The organism is Acidovorax sp., assembly GCF_016783915.1.
Lineage (GTDB): Bacteria > Pseudomonadota > Gammaproteobacteria > Burkholderiales > Burkholderiaceae_C > Acidovorax.
Window position 1 is genome coordinate 1 of the sequence record NZ_JADHVT010000038.1, and the last position, 16,288, is coordinate 16,288.

Sequence of the window (16,288 nt, forward strand, 5' to 3'; positions counted from 1 at the left end):
TAGCCCACAACGATGGTGATGGGCTTGCTGGGGTAGGCGTCTTGCGCGATGGCGGGGGCTGCGAGAACGGCCAGGCCGCACAGCAGTGCAGCACGGCGCAGGGGATGGACGGTGGTCATGGCGGAACTCCTTGGCAAAAGCGGGGGTGGGGCAGGTGGGGGTATGGATTTGATTGTGAAAAAGCCGCCGTTGGCCGTTGGTGCCAAAACGGCACCAGGCCGTGCTGATTCAGGATACATGGCACGGGGAAACCCGCAGGCCACTCACGTTCAGCGAGAGTGCATCAGCGCTGGGCCAGGGCCTTCCACAGCGCCTCAGCCAGCGGCCCCAGACGGCGCTTGGGGCGGTACAGGCGCACGTCAAAACGCACCTCCATGCGGGCGTCACCCGCCAGCGCGAGCCGCTGGGCCTTGCAGTCGGCAAACACCATGGACCAGGGCAGCCAGGCAACGCCCAGGCCTTTTTGCACGTATTCGTAGTGGGCGTCGGCCGAGTCGCACTCCACCACGCGCTGCAGCCTTGGGGCATGGGGGTTGTGCGCCAGGTGGTCTTCCACCAGCCGCCCCAGGGCCAGCTGGGGCGCGTAGGCCAGATAGGGCACCAGCGTGGCGTCGGGCCCGAACCGGTGCAAAGCCTGCCCTTGTGCCGTGGCGCGCGACACCGGCACCAGCCGGTCGGAGGCCACCGTCAGGTGCATGAACTGCCGCGCATCGAGCCGGATGGCCAGGGCCGGGTGGTGGTACACAAGCGAAAAATCAGCCTCGTTGCGCTCCAGCATGCCCACGGTGTCGGCCAGCGCCCGGGTGCGAATGCACAGCTCGCCGCCTTGCAAAATGGGCTGCAGGCGCACCAGCCAGTCGGCCACCACGGTGCGCGCCAGCGTGCGGCCCGTGGCCAGGGTCACGGTGCGGGCCTGGCGCCCGGCCAGGCTTTGCAACTCTTCGTGCGACTGGGTGAGGCTGCGTGCCAGGTGGCCAGCGGTCTCCAGAAAACTTTGCCCGGCAGGCGTCAGGGTGACCGGGCCGCCATTGCCGCGCTCCACCAGCGGCGTGCCTGCCCAGGCCTCCAGCGCGCGGATGCGGCGGCCAAACGCGGGGTGCGTGACGTGCCGAAGCTCGGCCGCACGCGTGAAGCTGCGCTCCTGCGCCAGGACGATGAAGTCTTCCAGCCATTTCAACTGCATCGTCGGCTCCTGAAGGGGCGGCTGTCCGGTCGGTGGGCTGGTGCCTGGGCTGTGCCAGCCCCGTTAGAGGACCAGACACCGCGGTCGGAGTGAGAGGGCTCAGCCCCGGGCAGCTTCCAGAACGCCTCGGGTGCGTGTGGCTTCGGCACGCGCCACCGCAGCAAAGTCCTCGCCTTTGGACGCGTAAAGAATGGCCCGCGACGAGTTCACGATGATCGGCCCGTCACTGCGCAGCCCGGCGCGCACGGTGGCGGCGGCATCACCACCCTGGGCCCCCACGCCCGGAATCAGCAGCGGCAGCGTGGGCGCGATGGCACGCACGCGCTCGATCTCCTGCGGGTAGGTGGCGCCCACCACCAGGCCGAGCTGGCCGTTCTTATTCCAGGGGCCTTGCGCCAGACGCGCCACATGCTCGTACATGAGCGGCTGGCCCTCGACGCTGGCCAGGCGCTGGGTCTGCAGGTCGTCGCCGCCGGGGTTGGACGTGCGGCAGAGCAAAAACGCGCCCTTGCCGTGGTAGGCCAGATAGGGCTCGATGGAGTCGAAGCCCATGAAGGGCGACAGCGTGACGGCATCGGCACCGTAGCGCTCGAAGGCCTCCTTGGCGTACTGCTCGGCCGTGGAGCCGATGTCGCCGCGCTTGGCGTCCAGGATCACCGGCACCTGCGGTGCGTTGGCCCGCATGTGCTGCATCAGGCGTTCGAGCTGGTCCTCGGCACCATGCGCGGCAAAGTAGGCGATCTGCGGCTTGAAGGCACACACCAGGTCGGCGGTGGCGTCCACGATGGCCGCGCAAAAGTCATAGATCTTGCGGGGGTCGCCCTGCATCGCGGCGGGAAACCGCGTGGGTTCAGGGTCCAGGCCCACGCACAGCAGGGAGTTGTTCTGTGCCGTGGCGTCGCGCAGCATGTCGGTGAAGTTCATGGGGCGTGATTTTAGGTGGGTGGGCACGGGATGCCCCCGCCGGGGACCGTGATCGTCAAGGAGAGGCGCTGTGCAGTGGAGATGTCAGGCACCGCGGGGTGTGCCACCGGGCAACAAAAAAGGCCGTCGAGACGGCCTTTTTGCGGGAACACAGGGAGCAACAAGTCCCTGGTGAAAACGAAAGATCAGCGGGGCACAGCCAGCAGGCGTTGCACGTCGCGGTCGTTGGGCAGCGCGTAGTCGTAGCCACGCACGATGCGGCTGTCTTCGGTGCGCACGAGCTTCAGGCTCACGTAGGTGTAGTTGGCGGCCGCCGAGTAGGTGCCCACCAGCACCAGCGAGGCGTTGTGGTTGCGGGCAATGTCCTTGATCTCACGCGACAGCAGCAGCTCGCCCTGGCCTTCGCGCACGAACACGTCACCGCGCAGCTTGATTTCCTTCACGTTGAAGCCGCTGGCCGCCATGCTGGTGGCGTACTGCTCGGACAACGTGCGGCCCAGCGGGGCAGCGCGGCTGAGGTCGTTGACGTTGACCACGGTGGCCACGAGCACGGGCCCGCCGCCCAGTGAGTTCATATCGAAACCGGTGGTCAGCTTGGTCACCGCGTCGCGGCTGCTCTGGATGAACTGGCTGCTGGCGGCTTCCTGGTACGTGGGCTCGACGCGCACCGGCGCAGCGTTGTTGGCGCAACCGGCCAGCACCACGCCGGCCAGCACCGTCAGAAGAAGTGCGGGGGTTTTCATTGCGAGACAACCTTCATGTTGACGTTCTTGTACGAGGGGCGCGTGAACAACGGGGTGTCAGCGTTTTCCAGGTAGTACACGTCGGTCTTGCGGGCCAGGTACTGACCACCGCGCGTGACGGTGGTGGTCAGGATCAGCTCGGTGTTGGTCGGGCCACCGGAGTTGATGCTGTTGGCGTAGTCGGCGGCGAGGGTCAGACCGAGTCCCGCTGCGAGTTGGGCGTCAATATGCTCATGGCGCAGGCCGTAGGCGGCAAACAGGCCTGCAGCCAGCATGGTGAACTGACCAGGGATGAAGTGCGGGCGGTCGCTGTTGTGGCGCACGACCTGGATACCGTAGGAGACTTCCAGGGCCTGGCCCAGGTTCTGCTGTACCACGGCACCGTTCTGGACCAGCTTGGTGATCAGGAACTCGCGAAAGGCGGTTTCAAACTGCGTGGCGTTGGCGGGCAAGGACACATGCAGTGGGGTGTTGGGGGCCACGCCGGCCTTGTCCAGGGTGCTCAGCGTCTGGTTGACCACATCGCGCGAGACCAGGTCCCAATGTCCGGCGGAGCGGACCTTGGGCTGCGAGGTGTACTCGAAATTTTCCGCGACGGGAATAGGCGCCCTCTGTGCGCACCCCACCAAAGTTGCCACAGCGCCAGCCAGCACGGCCAAGCTGATTGCCTTTGAAAACGACATGATTCCCTCCTACGGACTGAATTTGCGAGGATCCGAACAGATGCGACCCGCACGATTGAAAAATAATTCTGGGCGGTATCCTCAACAAAAACAAGAAAAAATTACGCTAACTACGCTCCGGCGTACACAGTTCGTTGTTTTTGGTCACAGTTGTGTGCCGATGCAAGGCGTGCAACCAGGCAGAGCCACTCCTGAAGGGCCCGCCTTGCATTTGCTTACACGGCAGCGGCTGCGCGCTGCTCCAGGATGTCAAAAGCGGGCAGCTTTTTGCCTTCCAGCACTTCCAGGAAGGCCCCGCCACCGGTGGAGATGTAACCCACCTGTTTTTCAATGCCGTACTTGGCAATGGCCGCCAATGTGTCACCACCGCCTGCGATGCTGAAGGCGGGCGACTCGGCAATGGCGGCAGCGATGGTGCGGGTTCCGTTTTCGAAAGCCGCGAATTCAAACACGCCCACAGGGCCATTCCAGACGATGGTGCCTGCGGACTTGAGCTGCGCGGCCAGGCGGGCGGCGGTCTCGGGGCCAATGTCCAGAATCATGTCGTCGGGCGCAACGTCCGTGGCGGCCTTCACGGTGGCGGGAGCGTCTGCTGCAAAGGTCTTGGCCACCACCACATCGGTGGGGATCGGCACCTCCGCGCCACGGGCCTTCATGGCGGCCATCACGGACTTGGCGGCATCCAGCAGATCGGGCTCGGCCAGGCTCTTGCCAATGGGCAGGCCCGCAGCCAGCATGAAGGTGTTGGCAATGCCGCCGCCGACGATCAACTGGTCCACCTTGTCGGCCAGGCTTTGCAAAATGGTGAGCTTGGTGGACACCTTGGAGCCCGCCACGATGGCAGCCAGCGGGCGCTGGGGATGCGCCAGGGCCTTGGTCAGGGCGTCAATCTCGGCCGACAGCAGCGGGCCAGCGCAGGCAATGGGGGCGTACTGGGCAATGCCGTAGGTCGTGCCTTCAGCGCGGTGGGCGGTGCCAAACGCGTCGTTCACAAAGATGTCGCACAGCGCGGCCATCTTGCGGGCCAGCTCTTCCTTGTTTTTCTTCTCGCCCACGTTCAGGCGGCAGTTTTCCAGCAGCACGATCTGGCCGGGGGCCACTTGCACGCCGTCCACCCAGTTGGCGACCAGGGGCACATCGCGGCCCAGCAGGTCGGCCATGCGCTTGGCAACGGGGGCCAGGGAGTCTTCGGGCTTGAACTCGCCTTCGGTCGGACGGCCCAGGTGGCTGGTCACCATGACTGCGGCACCGGCGTCCAGCGCCATGCGGATGGCGGGAATGGAGGCGCGGATGCGGGTGTCTTCGGTAATGTTGCCGGCGTCGTCTTGCGGCACGTTCAGGTCGGCGCGGATGAAGACGCGCTGGTTGCGGGCCTTGCCCTGGGCGCACAGATCGGAAAAGCGAAGGATGTTCATGGGGTGGAGGGTTCCTGGAGGGGCCGGTGGATCAGGGGCGCCATTTTAGGCGGCCCTGCTGACGCGGCCGGCTGCCGCCAGCACCTACCAGCCCCAGCCGATGTGCAGTGGCAGATACACCGCCATGCCCACCAGAATGGTGCCCAGGATGCCCCGGCGCCAGAAGTAATACACGCTGGCGAACAGCACGGCCGGCAGGCGTGCGTCCATGAAGGTGTCGATCAGCTCGCCCTGCACCATGAGGATCTCGGGTGCAATGACGGCAGTGAGCGCGGCCAGCGGGGCATATTTGAGGCCACGCTTGAGCCAGTCGGGCAGGGGCAGCTCACGCTCCGGGATCATGAAGAACGAGCGCGATACCACCGTGATCACAGCCAGGCCCACCGTGGCCAGCAAGGGATAGATCCAGGACCAGCTCATGGGTGGCGTTCCTCGCGCAGCGGCACCACATCGCCCGCCTCGACATGCTCGCGCTCTTCCGGCGGCATGACGCTGTCGGCGGGCACCAGCAGCAACTCGGGTTGGCGACGGCGGCGGTCCACGGCCTCCATCAGCAGCCCCGCCGCCACGGCGGCCGCCAGCGCCACCAGGATGTTGAGCTTGAGCGGCAAGGCAAACGCAGCAATCGCCGCAGTCGCTGCAACGCCCGTGGCGAGACAGGTGGCCCGATCAAACAGCAGGGACAGCAGCACGCCCAGCAAGGCCAGCACCCCCGCAAAACCCAGCCCCCAGGACAGAGGCACCGCGTTGGCGAGCAGGATGCCGGCGATGGACGGCACCTGCCAAGCCAGCCAGTTGGTGGAGGCCGCGCCCCAGAAATACGGCACCTGTTCTGGGGCCGGCCGGGGTTCCGGAAAGCGCTTCATGAACGCCACGTAGATCACGTCCCCGCTGAAATACCCCACGGCCAGGCGCTGGCGCAGCGGCAGGTGCGCAAAGTAGCTGCGCCACATGCTGCTGAAGATCACAAACCGCAGGTTGACGCAGGCGGCCGTGAGCCACACCACCCACAGCGGCGCGCCCACGGACAGCAGCGGAATGACGGCGAGCTGGGCGCTGCCGGCATACACCAGCAGCGACATGAACACGGCCATGCCGATCGACATGCCACTTTTGACCATGGCCACCCCGGTGACCAACCCCCAGGCCGCAATGCCCAACGAGGTGCCCGCCATGTCGGTGACTGCCATCCGGAACGATGGATGGCGCAGCGTAGGGCCCAGCGCTGCCGACACACTCATGCAGGGGTCGCGCCCAGCACCATGCCAGGCTGCAGGTCAAATCCACGCAAAAAGTCGGCCGCCGCCAGCCGCTTGCCACCGGCGCGCTGCAAGGTGGTCAGGCGCAGGGCCGTGCCACCACCACACGCCACAGTCACCCCCGAGCCATCTACGGCCAAAATTTGCCCAGGGCGCTTGTCCGATATACCTTGGTTGCTATCAATAGCATAGCTCCAGATCTTGACCGTCTCGCCATTGCAATCGGTGCTGGCCCCAGGAAAAGGATCGAACGCCCGGATGCGCTGGCCAATGACCGCCGCGGACAGCGTCCAGTCGATGGTGCTCTCGGCCTTTTCGATCTTGTGGGCGTAGGTGACGCCGTCGGCTGGTTGCGGTACAGCGGTGAGGCCGCCACAGGCCGCCAGCTCCAGGGCCTCAACGATCATGCGTCCGCCCAGCGCGGCCAGGCGGTCGTGCAGGGTGGCCGTGGTGTCGCCTGGGGCGATGGCCATGCGCTCGGTCAGCAGCATGTCGCCCGTGTCCAGCCCTGCATCCATCTGCATGATGGTGATGCCGGTGTCAAAGTCACCCGCCTCGATGGCACGGTGGATGGGCGCCGCGCCGCGCCAGCGCGGCAGCAGGCTGGCATGGATGTTCAGGCACCCGAGGCGCGGCAGCTCCAGGGTCCACTGCGGCAGGATCAGCCCATAGGCAGCCACCACCATCACATCGGCCTGCGCGGCCAGCAGGGCCTCGCGCGCTGCGGCCGCATCCTCGGGGTACTTTCCATCCAGGCGCAGGCTGCGGGGCTGCTCCACAGCGATCCCGTGCTCCAACGCACACTGCTTCACAGGCGACGCCTGCAGCTTCATGCCGCGACCCGCGGGGCGGTCAGGTTGCGTCAGGACCAGCGGTACCGTGAAGCCTGCGGACAACAGCCGCTCCAGCGCCACACGGGCAAATTCGGGCGTACCGGCAAAAATGACTCTCATGAAAACGGATATCGGCTCAGGTGGGGCGCAGGACTCAGTGGCTCAGCGGGCCCATCTGTCAGTCGCGCGCATTGTCAAAATTCGGCAACTCGTCGGTGAACAGCACCTGGCGCACCACGCCCTGGCGATCCAGGTGGACATGGGCCAGGCGCAGGTCCGAGTTCTGCCGGAAACGGTAGGTCCAGATGTCACCATCGAAACGGGCCACCTGCTCGACACGCAGGGGCATCCCGAAGGTGTTTTGCAGGTCGGTACGGGTCCAGCGGCCACCGGACAGGCTCTCAAACCGTTGCTGCGTCAGCACCTGCTCGTTGCGCATCAGCCGGCCACTGGCATCAAAGTCGAGGTTGTAGGCAGCAAACCCGGCGGGCAGTTCTGAGTAGAGCAAGCGCTCACCCGAGGTCAGCGCAATCGTGGCCGTTGGCGGGCCCAGGCGGGCGATCACATCGGCCCGCAATGCGCCAGGCTGTTCGCGTGCCGGCAGTACGCAGCCCGCCAGCTGACACACCAGCGCAACAAGCGCCAGCACTCCGACGCCCCGACGGACGCAGAGCGCTGTGCGCATCACCCGCGCGCCTCCCGCTGCTGCTTGACCATCTTGGTCTTGATGCGGTTGCGCTTGAGGGGGGACAGATATTCCACAAACACCTTGCCCATGAGGTGGTCCATCTCGTGCTGGATACAGACCGCAAGCAGGCCGTCCGCCTCGACCACGCGGGACTGGCCCTGGGCGTCCAGCGCGCGCACATGCACGGCATCAAAACGCTCCACTCCGTCATAAATGCCGGGCACCGAGAGGCAGCCTTCTTCGTTCAGGTGCTTTTCGGCGCTGGTCCAGACCAGCTCAGGGTTGATCAGCACCAGGGGCTGATCGCGCTCCTCCGACACGTCGATGACCACCAGCCGCTCATGCACATCCACCTGGGTGGCCGCCAGGCCAATGCCGTGCGCGTCGTACATCGTGGCCAGCATGTCGGCCACCAGAGTGCGAATGCGGTCGTCCACCGCCTGGACAGGGCGGGCGACCTTGTGAAGCCGGGGGTCCGGGTAACAGAGAATGGGAAGGATTGCCATGGCTGCAGGTAAGAGATGTCGCTATTTTCGCCACTTTTGCGGCCTGCTGCCGCCTTGCGAGCCAATAATCGTTGCCGAATCAAGGGCTTGAGCAGAGAATCTAAGAAGCTTTGTAACGTATTTGCCCGGCCGCACGCCTGCTTTGTGCGCCGAGGTGCCAGCGAGGGGGCGTTTCCCAATGCATGAGAAAAGGAACAACATGACGGCATTCACCAGCGTGCGGCGGACCGCCCTGGGCGCACTCACCATCATTGCTGGCGCCCTGCTGGTCATGCCGGCTCAGGCGCAGAACTACCCCATCTCCAGCAGCCAGCGCGCCACTGCGCAGCAGGTGTCCGAGCGGGGTGTACCGCTGGAAGAGCTGGCGCCCAACGCACCCGACACCTACACCGTTAAGCGGGGCGACACGCTCTGGGGCATTTCGGGCATGTACCTCAAGCGCCCCTGGCGCTGGCCTGAGCTGTGGGGCATGAACCTCAAAGCCATCCCCAACCCGCACCTGATCTTCCCGGGCCAGACCCTCTACCTGATCAAGGAAGATGGTTACGCCCGCCTGAGCACCAGCCGCTCCAACGAGCCGGAGACCGTGCGAATCTCGCCGCGTACACGCAGCGACAGCTTGGCAGACTCCGCGTTGCCCACGCTCAAGCAGCACCTGATCGAGCCCTTCCTGGTCGAGCCCCTCGTGGTGGACGAGCAAGTGCTGTTGCGCGCCCCACGCGTGATCGCAACGACCGACGAGCGTGTACTGATGGCGGCCGGGGACCGCGCCTATGTGCGTGGAGATGCTTCGGCGCCCATGCTGGCGGAAGCCGGCGAGTCCCGCTACTACCGCGTGTTTCGCAATGCCGTAGCCCTCAAGGACCCCATCTCAGGCGAGGTGCTGGGATATGAGGCGCAGTACCTGGGCAAGGCGGAACTGGTGCGCGGCGAGTCGTTTGAGGAGATTCCGAATGGCAAGGGTGGATACACGGCGGAATATATCCCTGCCACCGTGGATCTGTCGGCCACCAAGGAGGACGTGCGCGCGGGCGACCGCCTCCTGCCAGCACCGGCCCGACCCTTCATGAGCTTCACCCCGCGAGCGCCCCAGAGCGAAGTCGATGCGCGTGTAGTGTCCATCTATGGCAGCTCTGCGGTGGCCTACGCGGGTCAGAATCAGGTGGTGGCCATCAACATGGGTTCGCAGGACGGACTGGAGCCCGGGCATGTGCTTAGCCTGCTCACCAAGGGCGACCGCATCAAGGACATGACCGACAGCAACAAGGCGATGGTCAAGTTGCCCAGTGAAATCAACGGTACCGCCATGGTGTTCCGCACCTTTGAGCGCGTTTCCTATGTGCTGCTGCTGGAAATCCGTAACGGTGTGCGCGTCGGCGACCGCTTGGTCAACCCCAAGTAACGTCAAGGGTCGGCAGTTCCCATCGCAGCGCGGGGTTTCTGCGCTGCGGTGACAACACTGCTGCGCCGCAATGGTATCCATGGACCACGACGAGCTCGGCGCCTGGCTGAGACTGACCTTGACGCCTGGCGTGGGCAATGGCGCTGCGCGGCGCCTGTTGGCGGGCTTTGGTCTGCCGCAGTCCATCTTCCAGCAGACCGAGACGGCACTGCAGCACTGTGTGCCAGCTGCTCAGGTGCGGGCCTTGTGCGAGATTCCGGAAGGATGGGAAGCACTGTGGCAGACCACAGCCCAATGGCTTGCCAGCGCCGCGCCGCAAGGCCCGGCACGAGCCATCGTGAGCCTGGGTGACCTGCGCTATCCGCAGGCTTTGCTGGACACGGAAGACCCACCGCTGCTGCTCTACCTCATGGGCCCAGCGTCACTGTTGGAGCAGCAGCCCTTTCCGAGTGACCGCTGCCTCGCAGTGGTCGGCAGTCGTAACCCCACCGCTCAGGGCGCGGAAAACGCCCGCCTCTTTGCTCGGGCATTGTGCGGGGCGGGCTTGACCATCGTGTCAGGGCTTGCGCTCGGCGTGGACGCGGCGGCCCATGAAGGCGCGCTGGACTCGGCGACGACCCCTTGCGCAAGGGCCGCCACCATCGCCGTGGTAGGCACCGGGCTCGACCGCGTGTATCCGCGCAAGAACCTGGACCTGGCCCATCGCATTGCGGCGCAAGGACTGATCGTCAGCGAGTACCCTCTGGGCACTGCGCCGCTGCCCGCCAACTTTCCCAAGCGCAACCGCATCATTTCGGGCGTCTCGCAGGGAACGCTGGTGGTGGAAGCCACATTGGCGTCGGGATCACTGATCACCGCCCGAATGGCTGCCGAGCAAGGCCGCGAAGTGTTTGCCATCCCGGGTTCCATCCACGCACCGCAGTCACGCGGCTGCCATGCGCTGATCCGCCAGGGCGCCAAGCTGGTGGAGTCCGCCCAGGATGTGCTGGAAGAACTCAAAATCCCCGCCACCACGGTGCCGGGTCTGCCCCAAGAAGGTACGGACGCTGCGGCACTGGGCGGGGCAGAAGGCCCCGTGCTATCGGCGCTAGGCTATGACCCCATGGGCCTGGATGCGCTGGTCGCGCGCACAGGCATGGACGCATCGGCGCTGCAGGTGGCCTTGCTGGAGCTGGAGCTGGTCGGCAGCGTGGCGCGGTTGCCGGGGGGCTTGTTTCAGAGGATCGGCAGGGGTTAGTAGGCCGCTCGGGAACGCAGTACGACCAGACGGACACATGTGGCACCAAAGCCCATCAAGGGTGGCGCACCAGACCAGACGCGCTCAATCCAACAACCGCTCAGGGTTGGCGTCCAGCTTGGCCAGGGCATCGCGTGTAGCGCGCAGCGTGAGGCCTTCTTCGTCCTGAGCTACCAGCAAGCCAGCCTGCAAGTATGCGGCCAGGCGGCGTAACTGGATCAGGTAGCTGCTGCCATCCACGGCCGCAAAAAGGTGCAACTGTTTGCGCTGGCTTTGCCAGGCGTACTGCACTTGGGCCGATGCACCGTTGTGGTCCAGCGTGTACCAGGTGCCCGGCTGCAAGTCCTGCGCCCAGGCCACCATGGCATCGTCCACCGGAGCACCGTTGTCGGCGACCACATGGATGGACGACGCATCGATGCCCAGCATCATCTCGATGTTGTCCGCATTGAGCGGCATGTCACCCAGCGATGCATCACTGATGAAGTCTTCGAGATTGGCCAGCCGCTTGGCCATGGCATCGATGTGCGCCTGGGGAATAGACGCCGTCTTGGACAAAAAGGCGTCGGCCAGGGTGTCGGTCAACACCTTGACCTGGGCATCCTGGGCTGCGCCATTCACGCCCAGCAGGGTCAGCCCCTGGCGCAGGCGCTGCAACAATGCGGGCAGGTTCTGGATGACCTGGGCCCGGTCGCTGCGATTGGGCTTGGCGCTGGCCGCCCAGACGAGATCAGCGGCAGTGCGCTTGAACGCTACGGTATCGGCATGCTGCGGGCCGTCGCGCACAGCCGACAGCGCCAGCACCTCGGCCCAGGTCTTGAACAGGAACTCGCGGATCTCGTCGCGTACCGGCATGTCACGCAGCATGGTGCGCAGCTCAATGGTGTATTGGATGGCCAACGTTTCCCGTTGCTCGACCTGCTGGGCCACGCTGACCAGTCGCGAAGTGACCTGCTTTTCGGTCAGGAACTTGGCCAGGAATTTTTCGAACTCGTCATACACCAGCTGGAAGACACGACGTCCGGTCTCTGGGTACTGCTCGATCACCTGCACCACACGGCGAATTTCGGCTTCCATCGCGCTGCCGTTGATGCTGGTCGCGTCGAAACCCAGCACACAGGCGCCCATACGGTCGATCAGCTTGCGGGCGGGGTGATCGAGATTGCTGAAGAACTCGGGCTCGGCCAATGCCACACGCAACACAGGCACCTGCAACCTAGCAAACCACACCCTGACGGCGGGCGGGATACGGTCTTCGGCAAGGATGCTCTGGAACATCAAGGCGACCACCTCGATGATCGCCTTCTCGCCCGAAGTGGTTGCCTTCTTCTTGAGTTCGGTGGAGCGCTCTCGTACGGCGCCTACCAGCTGCACCACCGCAGCAGGGCTGTAGTCCTCCATCAATGTGGCTACGCCGCTGTAATAGGTGTCTGCATGCACGCGGTGCGCCGTGAGTGCGTGGGCCAATGCAGCCGATGCGGGTGGCGCATTGACCATGTCGAAACCGGTGGCGGGCTGCGTGAGCAGACGCCGCAGCTGTCCCATCACACCCTGTGCACGCTGGCGCGCACGAGCCAAGGGCGTCATGCCCGTAGCAAAGGCCGTGGGCATGCCGTGCTGACGTGGGTAGCCACCGTGCATGGGTGGCGGCATCTGCGAGCCCGGTGGCCCCATGGGCCGGCCTACGGCGATGTCAGGGGGCTGCATGCCTCCGCGGGCTGCAGCCATGGCCTGGCGGGTCTGCGCCAAGGCTTGGGAAGCCAGCCCCCCCGAACCCGAATCGCCCCCGCCGCTACCCGTTACCGAACCTCCCTGGGTACGACGCACTTTGGATCTGAGATCGGCCTGCGGCGTGATGCCCTGCTCCACGTAGAACACGTTGACCGCCTGGTAGTGCTTTTGCAGCAGGTTGGCCAGTTCGCGCTGCAGGGGGTCCACCACGGTTTGCAGGTCCGTTCGCGGCAGACCGGCCTCCACCCATTGCTCCACGAGCAATAGGCATACGGTGTCAGGCCGCAGGATGTCGCTGCTGTCCAGCTCCTGGCCCTCCAGCGACTGGGTGCGCTGGCGCAAGGTGTCGAACTGGTGGCTGACCTGCTCATTCACTGTCAACGCCATGCGCGAGGCCAATATCTTGTTCTCGACCACATCGTCGCTGAGCAGCTCAAACTGGCTGAGCCCGCCGCTGCCGGCTGCCAGCTGGCCGCGTGTAGAACTGACATGGGGAGCGAGCGCCTCTTGCCAGGCCTTGCCGGCGCGCTCCGTCCATGCGGAATGTTTTTGCTGGTACTGCAGCCACGCATCCCGGCGCGACTGCATCTCGCGGGCTGTGCCCGTCTGGTTCATCAACGCGGTGAGGAAGTCCTGGACAGTCTTGTCCAGGTCCACCAACCCTCCACAGATCCCTTCTACAAACCGCTGGCGCGCCTGGCGGGCCAGGCGGCGTTGCGGAACGGAAGGGGGCGTGGTGTGCATGAACAGATATTAGCGGGTCAGACGGTAGCTCCGGCATGGGGATCGTTGGGATCCCCCTCCTTTTTGGCGGGCTTGACGAGGTCCTCGCGCTTCACGCCCAGCCACATGGCAATAGCCGCCGCCACGAACACCGAGGAATAGATGCCGAAAAGGATACCGATGGTCAGCGCCAATGCAAAGTAGTGCAGGCTGGGGCCACCAAAGAAGAACATCGACAGCACCATCGCCTCGGTGGAGGCATGGGTGATGATGGTTCGACTCATCGTGCTGGTGATGGCGTGGTCGATCACCTCGTGCGTGGTCATCTTGCGGTACTTTCGGAAGGCCTCGCGGATCCGGTCGAAGATCACGACCGATTCGTTCACCGAGTAACCCAGCACGGCCAGTACGCCCGCTAGCACCGCCAGCGAGAACTCCCACTGGAAGAATGCGAAGAAGCCCAGGATGATCACCACGTCGTGCAGGTTGGCGATGATAGCCGCAACGCCAAACTTCCACTCAAAGCGAAAGGCCAGATAGATCACGATGCCTACGACCACCATGGCCAGCGCCATGAGCCCGCCATGCACGAGTTCCTCGCCCACCTGCGGGCCTACGAACTCCGTGCGGCGCAGTGTGACCTCGGGGTCGGCAGCCTTGAGGGCACCCAGCACCTGCTCGCTTTGCTGCGCGGATGTGACGCCCTTTTGCACGGGTAGGCGGATCATCACGTCACGGGCCGTACCGAAGTTTTGCACCTGCACTTCGGCATAACCCAGCCCCGCCACAGTCTCGCGCACCTTGGCAAGTTCAGCAGGCTGGCTATAGGCCACTTCCATGACCGTACCGCCCGTGAACTCTACCGACAGGTGCAGTCCGCGAGTGACCAGGAAGAACACGGCGAGCGCGAAGGTGATGAAGGAGATCGCGTTGAAGATCAACGCGTGCTTCATGAAGGGGATGTCTTTTCGGATGCGGAAGAATTCCATGGTCTTCCTCCTTTAGTTCGTCTTTGCCACAGCGTTGTCGGGTTCAGGCTTCCACACCTGGCCGATCGATACGCTCTTGAGCTTCTTCTTGCGGCCGTACCAGAGGTTCACCAGGCCGCGCGAGAAGAACACGGCAGAGAACATGCTGGTCAGGATGCCGATGCAGTGCACCACTGCAAAGCCGCGCACTGGACCGGAGCCGAAGGCCAGCAATGCCAAGCCCGCGATCAGCGTGGTCACGTTCGAGTCCAGGATGGTGGCCCAGGCGCGTTCATAACCCGCGTGGATGGCCGCCTGGGGCGACACCCCGTCGCGCAGCTCCTCGCGGATGCGTTCATTGATGAGCACGTTCGAGTCAATAGCCACACCGATCGCAAGTGCCATGGCGGCAATGCCAGGCAGCGTGAGCGTGGCCTGAAGCATGGACAAAATGGCCATCAGCAACAGCACATTGACAGCCAGCGCCACAGTGGAAAACACGCCGAACAGCGTGTAGTAGATGCACATGAACACGGCAATGGCCAACATGCCCCACACCACGCTGTGGATACCGCGCTCGATGTTGTCGGCGCCAAGGCTGGGGCCGATGGTGTATTCCTCGATGATTTCCATGGGCGCGGCCAGCGAGCCAGCGCGCAGCAGCAGGGCGGTGTCGTTGGCCTCGGCCGTGGTCATGCGGCCCGAGATCTGCACACGGCCACCACCGATTTCGGAACGGATGACAGGGGCCGTGACGACCTCGCCCTTGCCTTTTTCAAACAGCACGATGGCCATGCGCTTGCCCACGTTCTCGCGCGTGATGTCCTTGAAGATGCGGGAGCCCTTGGCGTCGAGCGTGAGGTTGACAGTGGGCTCCTGCGTCTGGCCGTCAAAGCCCGGCTGCGCATCGGTCAGGTTTTCGCCAGTCAGGATGACCTGCTTCTTGACGATGACGGGCTGGCCGTTGCGTTCCAGGTAGCGCTCGGAGCCAAACGGCACGGGACCACGGCCTGTCTCTGCCGAACGGGCTTCGGTGCCCTCGTCCACCATGCGCACTTCCAGCGTGGCGGTGCGGCCCAGGATGTCCTTGGCCTTGGCGGTGTCCTGCACGCCGGGCAACTGCACCACGATGCGGTCCAGGCCCTGCTGCTGGATCACGGGCTCGGCCACGCCCAGCTCGTTGATCCGGTTGTGCAGCGTGACCATGTTCTGCTTGAGCGCCTGCTCCTGCACCCGGCGTGTGGCTTCGGGCTTGATCGATGCACGCAGCTTGAAATCTGTGCCTTCTGGCGTAGTGGTGACTTGCAGGTCGGCAAACTGGTCGGCGATCAGGTTGCGCGCGGCCGTGGCCGTGGCTTCATCGCGCACCTTGATGTCGATGGACTGGCCGTCGCGGCTGATGCCGCCATGGCGGATGTTCTTGTCGCGCAGTGCCGTGCGGATGTCACCCGCATAGGACTCGGCCTTCTTGGTCAGCGCCGCCTGCATGTCCACCTGCAGCATGAAGTGCACGCCGCCGCGCAGGTCCAGCCCCAGGTACATCGGATTGGCGTGCAGGGCCTTGAGCCACAGCGGCGAGCGCGACACCAGGTTGAGAGCCACGATGTAGGAAGGGTCGTTGGCATCGGGCACCAGCGCCTTCTGGATCGCGTCCTTGGCCTTGAGCTGGGTGTCGGGCGTGTCAAAACGCGCGCGCACCGAGTTGCCCTCCAGCGCCACAAAGTCGGGCGTCACGCCAGCGGCCTTGAGCGCTTCTTCAACCCGCTGCTGCACGGCGGTGTCCACCTTGATGGTGGCCTTGGCCGACGAGACCTGCACGGCAGGCGCCTCGCCAAAGAAATTGGGCAGGGTGTACAAGGCCCCCACCAGCAGCACGATCACCAGGATCGCGTACTTCCAGACCGGATAACGGTTCATGATCGCGCTCTCACCTCAGTTGTGCAGGCGCCCTACGCGCCAGCGCCCCCTGACCCCGCGCCCGGCCGAGCCGGGG

At 64.8% G+C, this 16,288-nt stretch carries 15 protein-coding genes and 1 pseudogene; 2 read left to right on the top strand and 14 right to left on the bottom strand.

The features are described from left to right. From ISS20_RS09850 to def, 11 genes and pseudogenes are all read right to left on the bottom strand, one after another. Nucleotides 1-119, bottom strand: a pseudogene (locus ISS20_RS09850) (tripartite tricarboxylate transporter substrate binding protein); the annotation flags it as partial. 164 nt (nt 120-283) lie between these two features. Further along, on the bottom strand, nt 284-1,183 hold the full coding sequence (locus tag ISS20_RS09855) for a LysR family transcriptional regulator (protein WP_291436101.1): 900 nt from the start codon (nt 1,181-1,183) through the stop codon (nt 284-286). Nucleotides 1,184-1,282: 99 nt separating this feature from the next. Then, complete coding sequence (gene pyrF, locus ISS20_RS09860) at nt 1,283-2,107, bottom strand: orotidine-5'-phosphate decarboxylase (RefSeq protein ID WP_291436103.1); 825 nt, start codon at nt 2,105-2,107, stop codon at nt 1,283-1,285. Between the two features lie 185 nt (nt 2,108-2,292). Then, nucleotides 2,293-2,850: a FlgO family outer membrane protein gene (locus ISS20_RS09865; RefSeq protein ID WP_056742900.1), complete on the bottom strand. Its 558-nt coding sequence runs from the start codon at nt 2,848-2,850 to the stop codon at nt 2,293-2,295. Continuing rightward, nucleotides 2,847-3,533, bottom strand: a complete 687-nt coding sequence (locus tag ISS20_RS09870) for a hypothetical protein (protein WP_056742898.1) — start codon at nt 3,531-3,533, stop codon at nt 2,847-2,849. Before ISS20_RS09870 ends, ISS20_RS09865 begins: the two co-directional genes overlap by 4 nt. A 215-nt stretch (nt 3,534-3,748) precedes the next feature. Continuing rightward, nucleotides 3,749-4,948, bottom strand: coding sequence for a phosphoglycerate kinase (locus ISS20_RS09875; protein WP_291436107.1), 1,200 nt, complete (start codon nt 4,946-4,948; stop codon nt 3,749-3,751). An 84-nt stretch (nt 4,949-5,032) separates the two neighbouring features. Beyond that, on the bottom strand, nt 5,033-5,368 hold the full coding sequence (locus ISS20_RS09880; protein ID WP_056742894.1) for an AzlD domain-containing protein: 336 nt from the start codon (nt 5,366-5,368) through the stop codon (nt 5,033-5,035). After that, nucleotides 5,365-6,189 (bottom strand): AzlC family ABC transporter permease, encoded by an 825-nt coding sequence (locus ISS20_RS09885; RefSeq protein ID WP_291436110.1) that lies wholly within the window; start codon nt 6,187-6,189, stop codon nt 5,365-5,367. The genes ISS20_RS09880 and ISS20_RS09885 overlap by 4 nt, the downstream gene beginning before the upstream one ends. Next, a complete protein-coding gene (fmt, locus tag ISS20_RS09890; RefSeq protein ID WP_291436112.1) occupies nt 6,186-7,160 on the bottom strand; it encodes a methionyl-tRNA formyltransferase in 975 nt (324 codons plus the stop codon). Before fmt ends, ISS20_RS09885 begins: the two co-directional genes overlap by 4 nt. 58 nt (nt 7,161-7,218) lie before the next feature. After that, nucleotides 7,219-7,725, bottom strand: coding sequence for a hypothetical protein (locus ISS20_RS09895; protein WP_291436114.1), 507 nt, complete (start codon nt 7,723-7,725; stop codon nt 7,219-7,221). After that, nucleotides 7,725-8,234, bottom strand: coding sequence for a peptide deformylase (gene def / locus ISS20_RS09900; RefSeq protein WP_291436116.1), 510 nt, complete (start codon nt 8,232-8,234; stop codon nt 7,725-7,727). Before def ends, ISS20_RS09895 begins: the two co-directional genes overlap by 1 nt. Nucleotides 8,235-8,433: 199 nt before the next feature. Here def and ISS20_RS09905 point away from each other — a divergent pair, with 199 nt between their 5' ends. Both ISS20_RS09905 and dprA read left to right on the top strand, forming a co-directional pair. After that, nucleotides 8,434-9,636, top strand: coding sequence for a LysM peptidoglycan-binding domain-containing protein (locus tag ISS20_RS09905; protein ID WP_291436117.1), 1,203 nt, complete (start codon nt 8,434-8,436; stop codon nt 9,634-9,636). Between the two features lie 79 nt (nt 9,637-9,715). Continuing rightward, nucleotides 9,716-10,873 (top strand): DNA-processing protein DprA, encoded by a 1,158-nt coding sequence (gene dprA, locus ISS20_RS09910; RefSeq protein WP_291436119.1) that lies wholly within the window; start codon nt 9,716-9,718, stop codon nt 10,871-10,873. Between the two features lie 84 nt (nt 10,874-10,957). Here dprA and ISS20_RS09915 read toward each other — a convergent pair whose 3' ends face one another. From ISS20_RS09915 to secD, 3 genes are read right to left on the bottom strand one after another with little or no spacing between them, the layout of a single operon-like run. Next, entirely contained in the window at nt 10,958-13,348 is a 2,391-nt protein-coding gene (locus ISS20_RS09915) for a DUF1631 domain-containing protein (RefSeq protein WP_291436121.1), read from the bottom strand. Between the two features lie 17 nt (nt 13,349-13,365). After that, nucleotides 13,366-14,316 (bottom strand): protein translocase subunit SecF, encoded by a 951-nt coding sequence (gene secF / locus ISS20_RS09920; protein ID WP_291436123.1) that lies wholly within the window; start codon nt 14,314-14,316, stop codon nt 13,366-13,368. Nucleotides 14,317-14,328: 12 nt separating this feature from the next. After that, complete coding sequence (secD, locus tag ISS20_RS09925; RefSeq protein WP_291436125.1) at nt 14,329-16,212, bottom strand: protein translocase subunit SecD; 1,884 nt, start codon at nt 16,210-16,212, stop codon at nt 14,329-14,331. Nucleotides 16,213-16,288: the final 76 nt, after the last annotated feature.

Coding starts and splice junctions, on each gene's coding strand:
- pyrF (WP_291436103.1), bottom strand. CDS start 2,107: ATGAACTTCACCGACATGCTGCGCGACGCCACGGCACAGAACAACTCC.
- ISS20_RS09865 (WP_056742900.1), bottom strand. CDS start 2,850: ATGAAAACCCCCGCACTTCTTCTGACGGTGCTGGCCGGCGTGGTGCTG.
- ISS20_RS09905 (WP_291436117.1), top strand. CDS start 8,434: ATGACGGCATTCACCAGCGTGCGGCGGACCGCCCTGGGCGCACTCACC.
- ISS20_RS09895 (WP_291436114.1), bottom strand. CDS start 7,725: ATGCGCACAGCGCTCTGCGTCCGTCGGGGCGTCGGAGTGCTGGCGCTT.
- def (WP_291436116.1), bottom strand. CDS start 8,234: ATGGCAATCCTTCCCATTCTCTGTTACCCGGACCCCCGGCTTCACAAG.
- ISS20_RS09915 (WP_291436121.1), bottom strand. CDS start 13,348: ATGCACACCACGCCCCCTTCCGTTCCGCAACGCCGCCTGGCCCGCCAG.
- fmt (WP_291436112.1), bottom strand. CDS start 7,160: ATGAGAGTCATTTTTGCCGGTACGCCCGAATTTGCCCGTGTGGCGCTG.
- ISS20_RS09875 (WP_291436107.1), bottom strand. CDS start 4,948: ATGAACATCCTTCGCTTTTCCGATCTGTGCGCCCAGGGCAAGGCCCGC.
- secF (WP_291436123.1), bottom strand. CDS start 14,316: ATGGAATTCTTCCGCATCCGAAAAGACATCCCCTTCATGAAGCACGCG.
- dprA (WP_291436119.1), top strand. CDS start 9,716: ATGGACCACGACGAGCTCGGCGCCTGGCTGAGACTGACCTTGACGCCT.
- ISS20_RS09880 (WP_056742894.1), bottom strand. CDS start 5,368: ATGAGCTGGTCCTGGATCTATCCCTTGCTGGCCACGGTGGGCCTGGCT.
- ISS20_RS09885 (WP_291436110.1), bottom strand. CDS start 6,189: ATGAGTGTGTCGGCAGCGCTGGGCCCTACGCTGCGCCATCCATCGTTC.
- ISS20_RS09855 (WP_291436101.1), bottom strand. CDS start 1,183: ATGCAGTTGAAATGGCTGGAAGACTTCATCGTCCTGGCGCAGGAGCGC.
- ISS20_RS09870 (WP_056742898.1), bottom strand. CDS start 3,533: ATGTCGTTTTCAAAGGCAATCAGCTTGGCCGTGCTGGCTGGCGCTGTG.
- secD (WP_291436125.1), bottom strand. CDS start 16,212: ATGAACCGTTATCCGGTCTGGAAGTACGCGATCCTGGTGATCGTGCTG.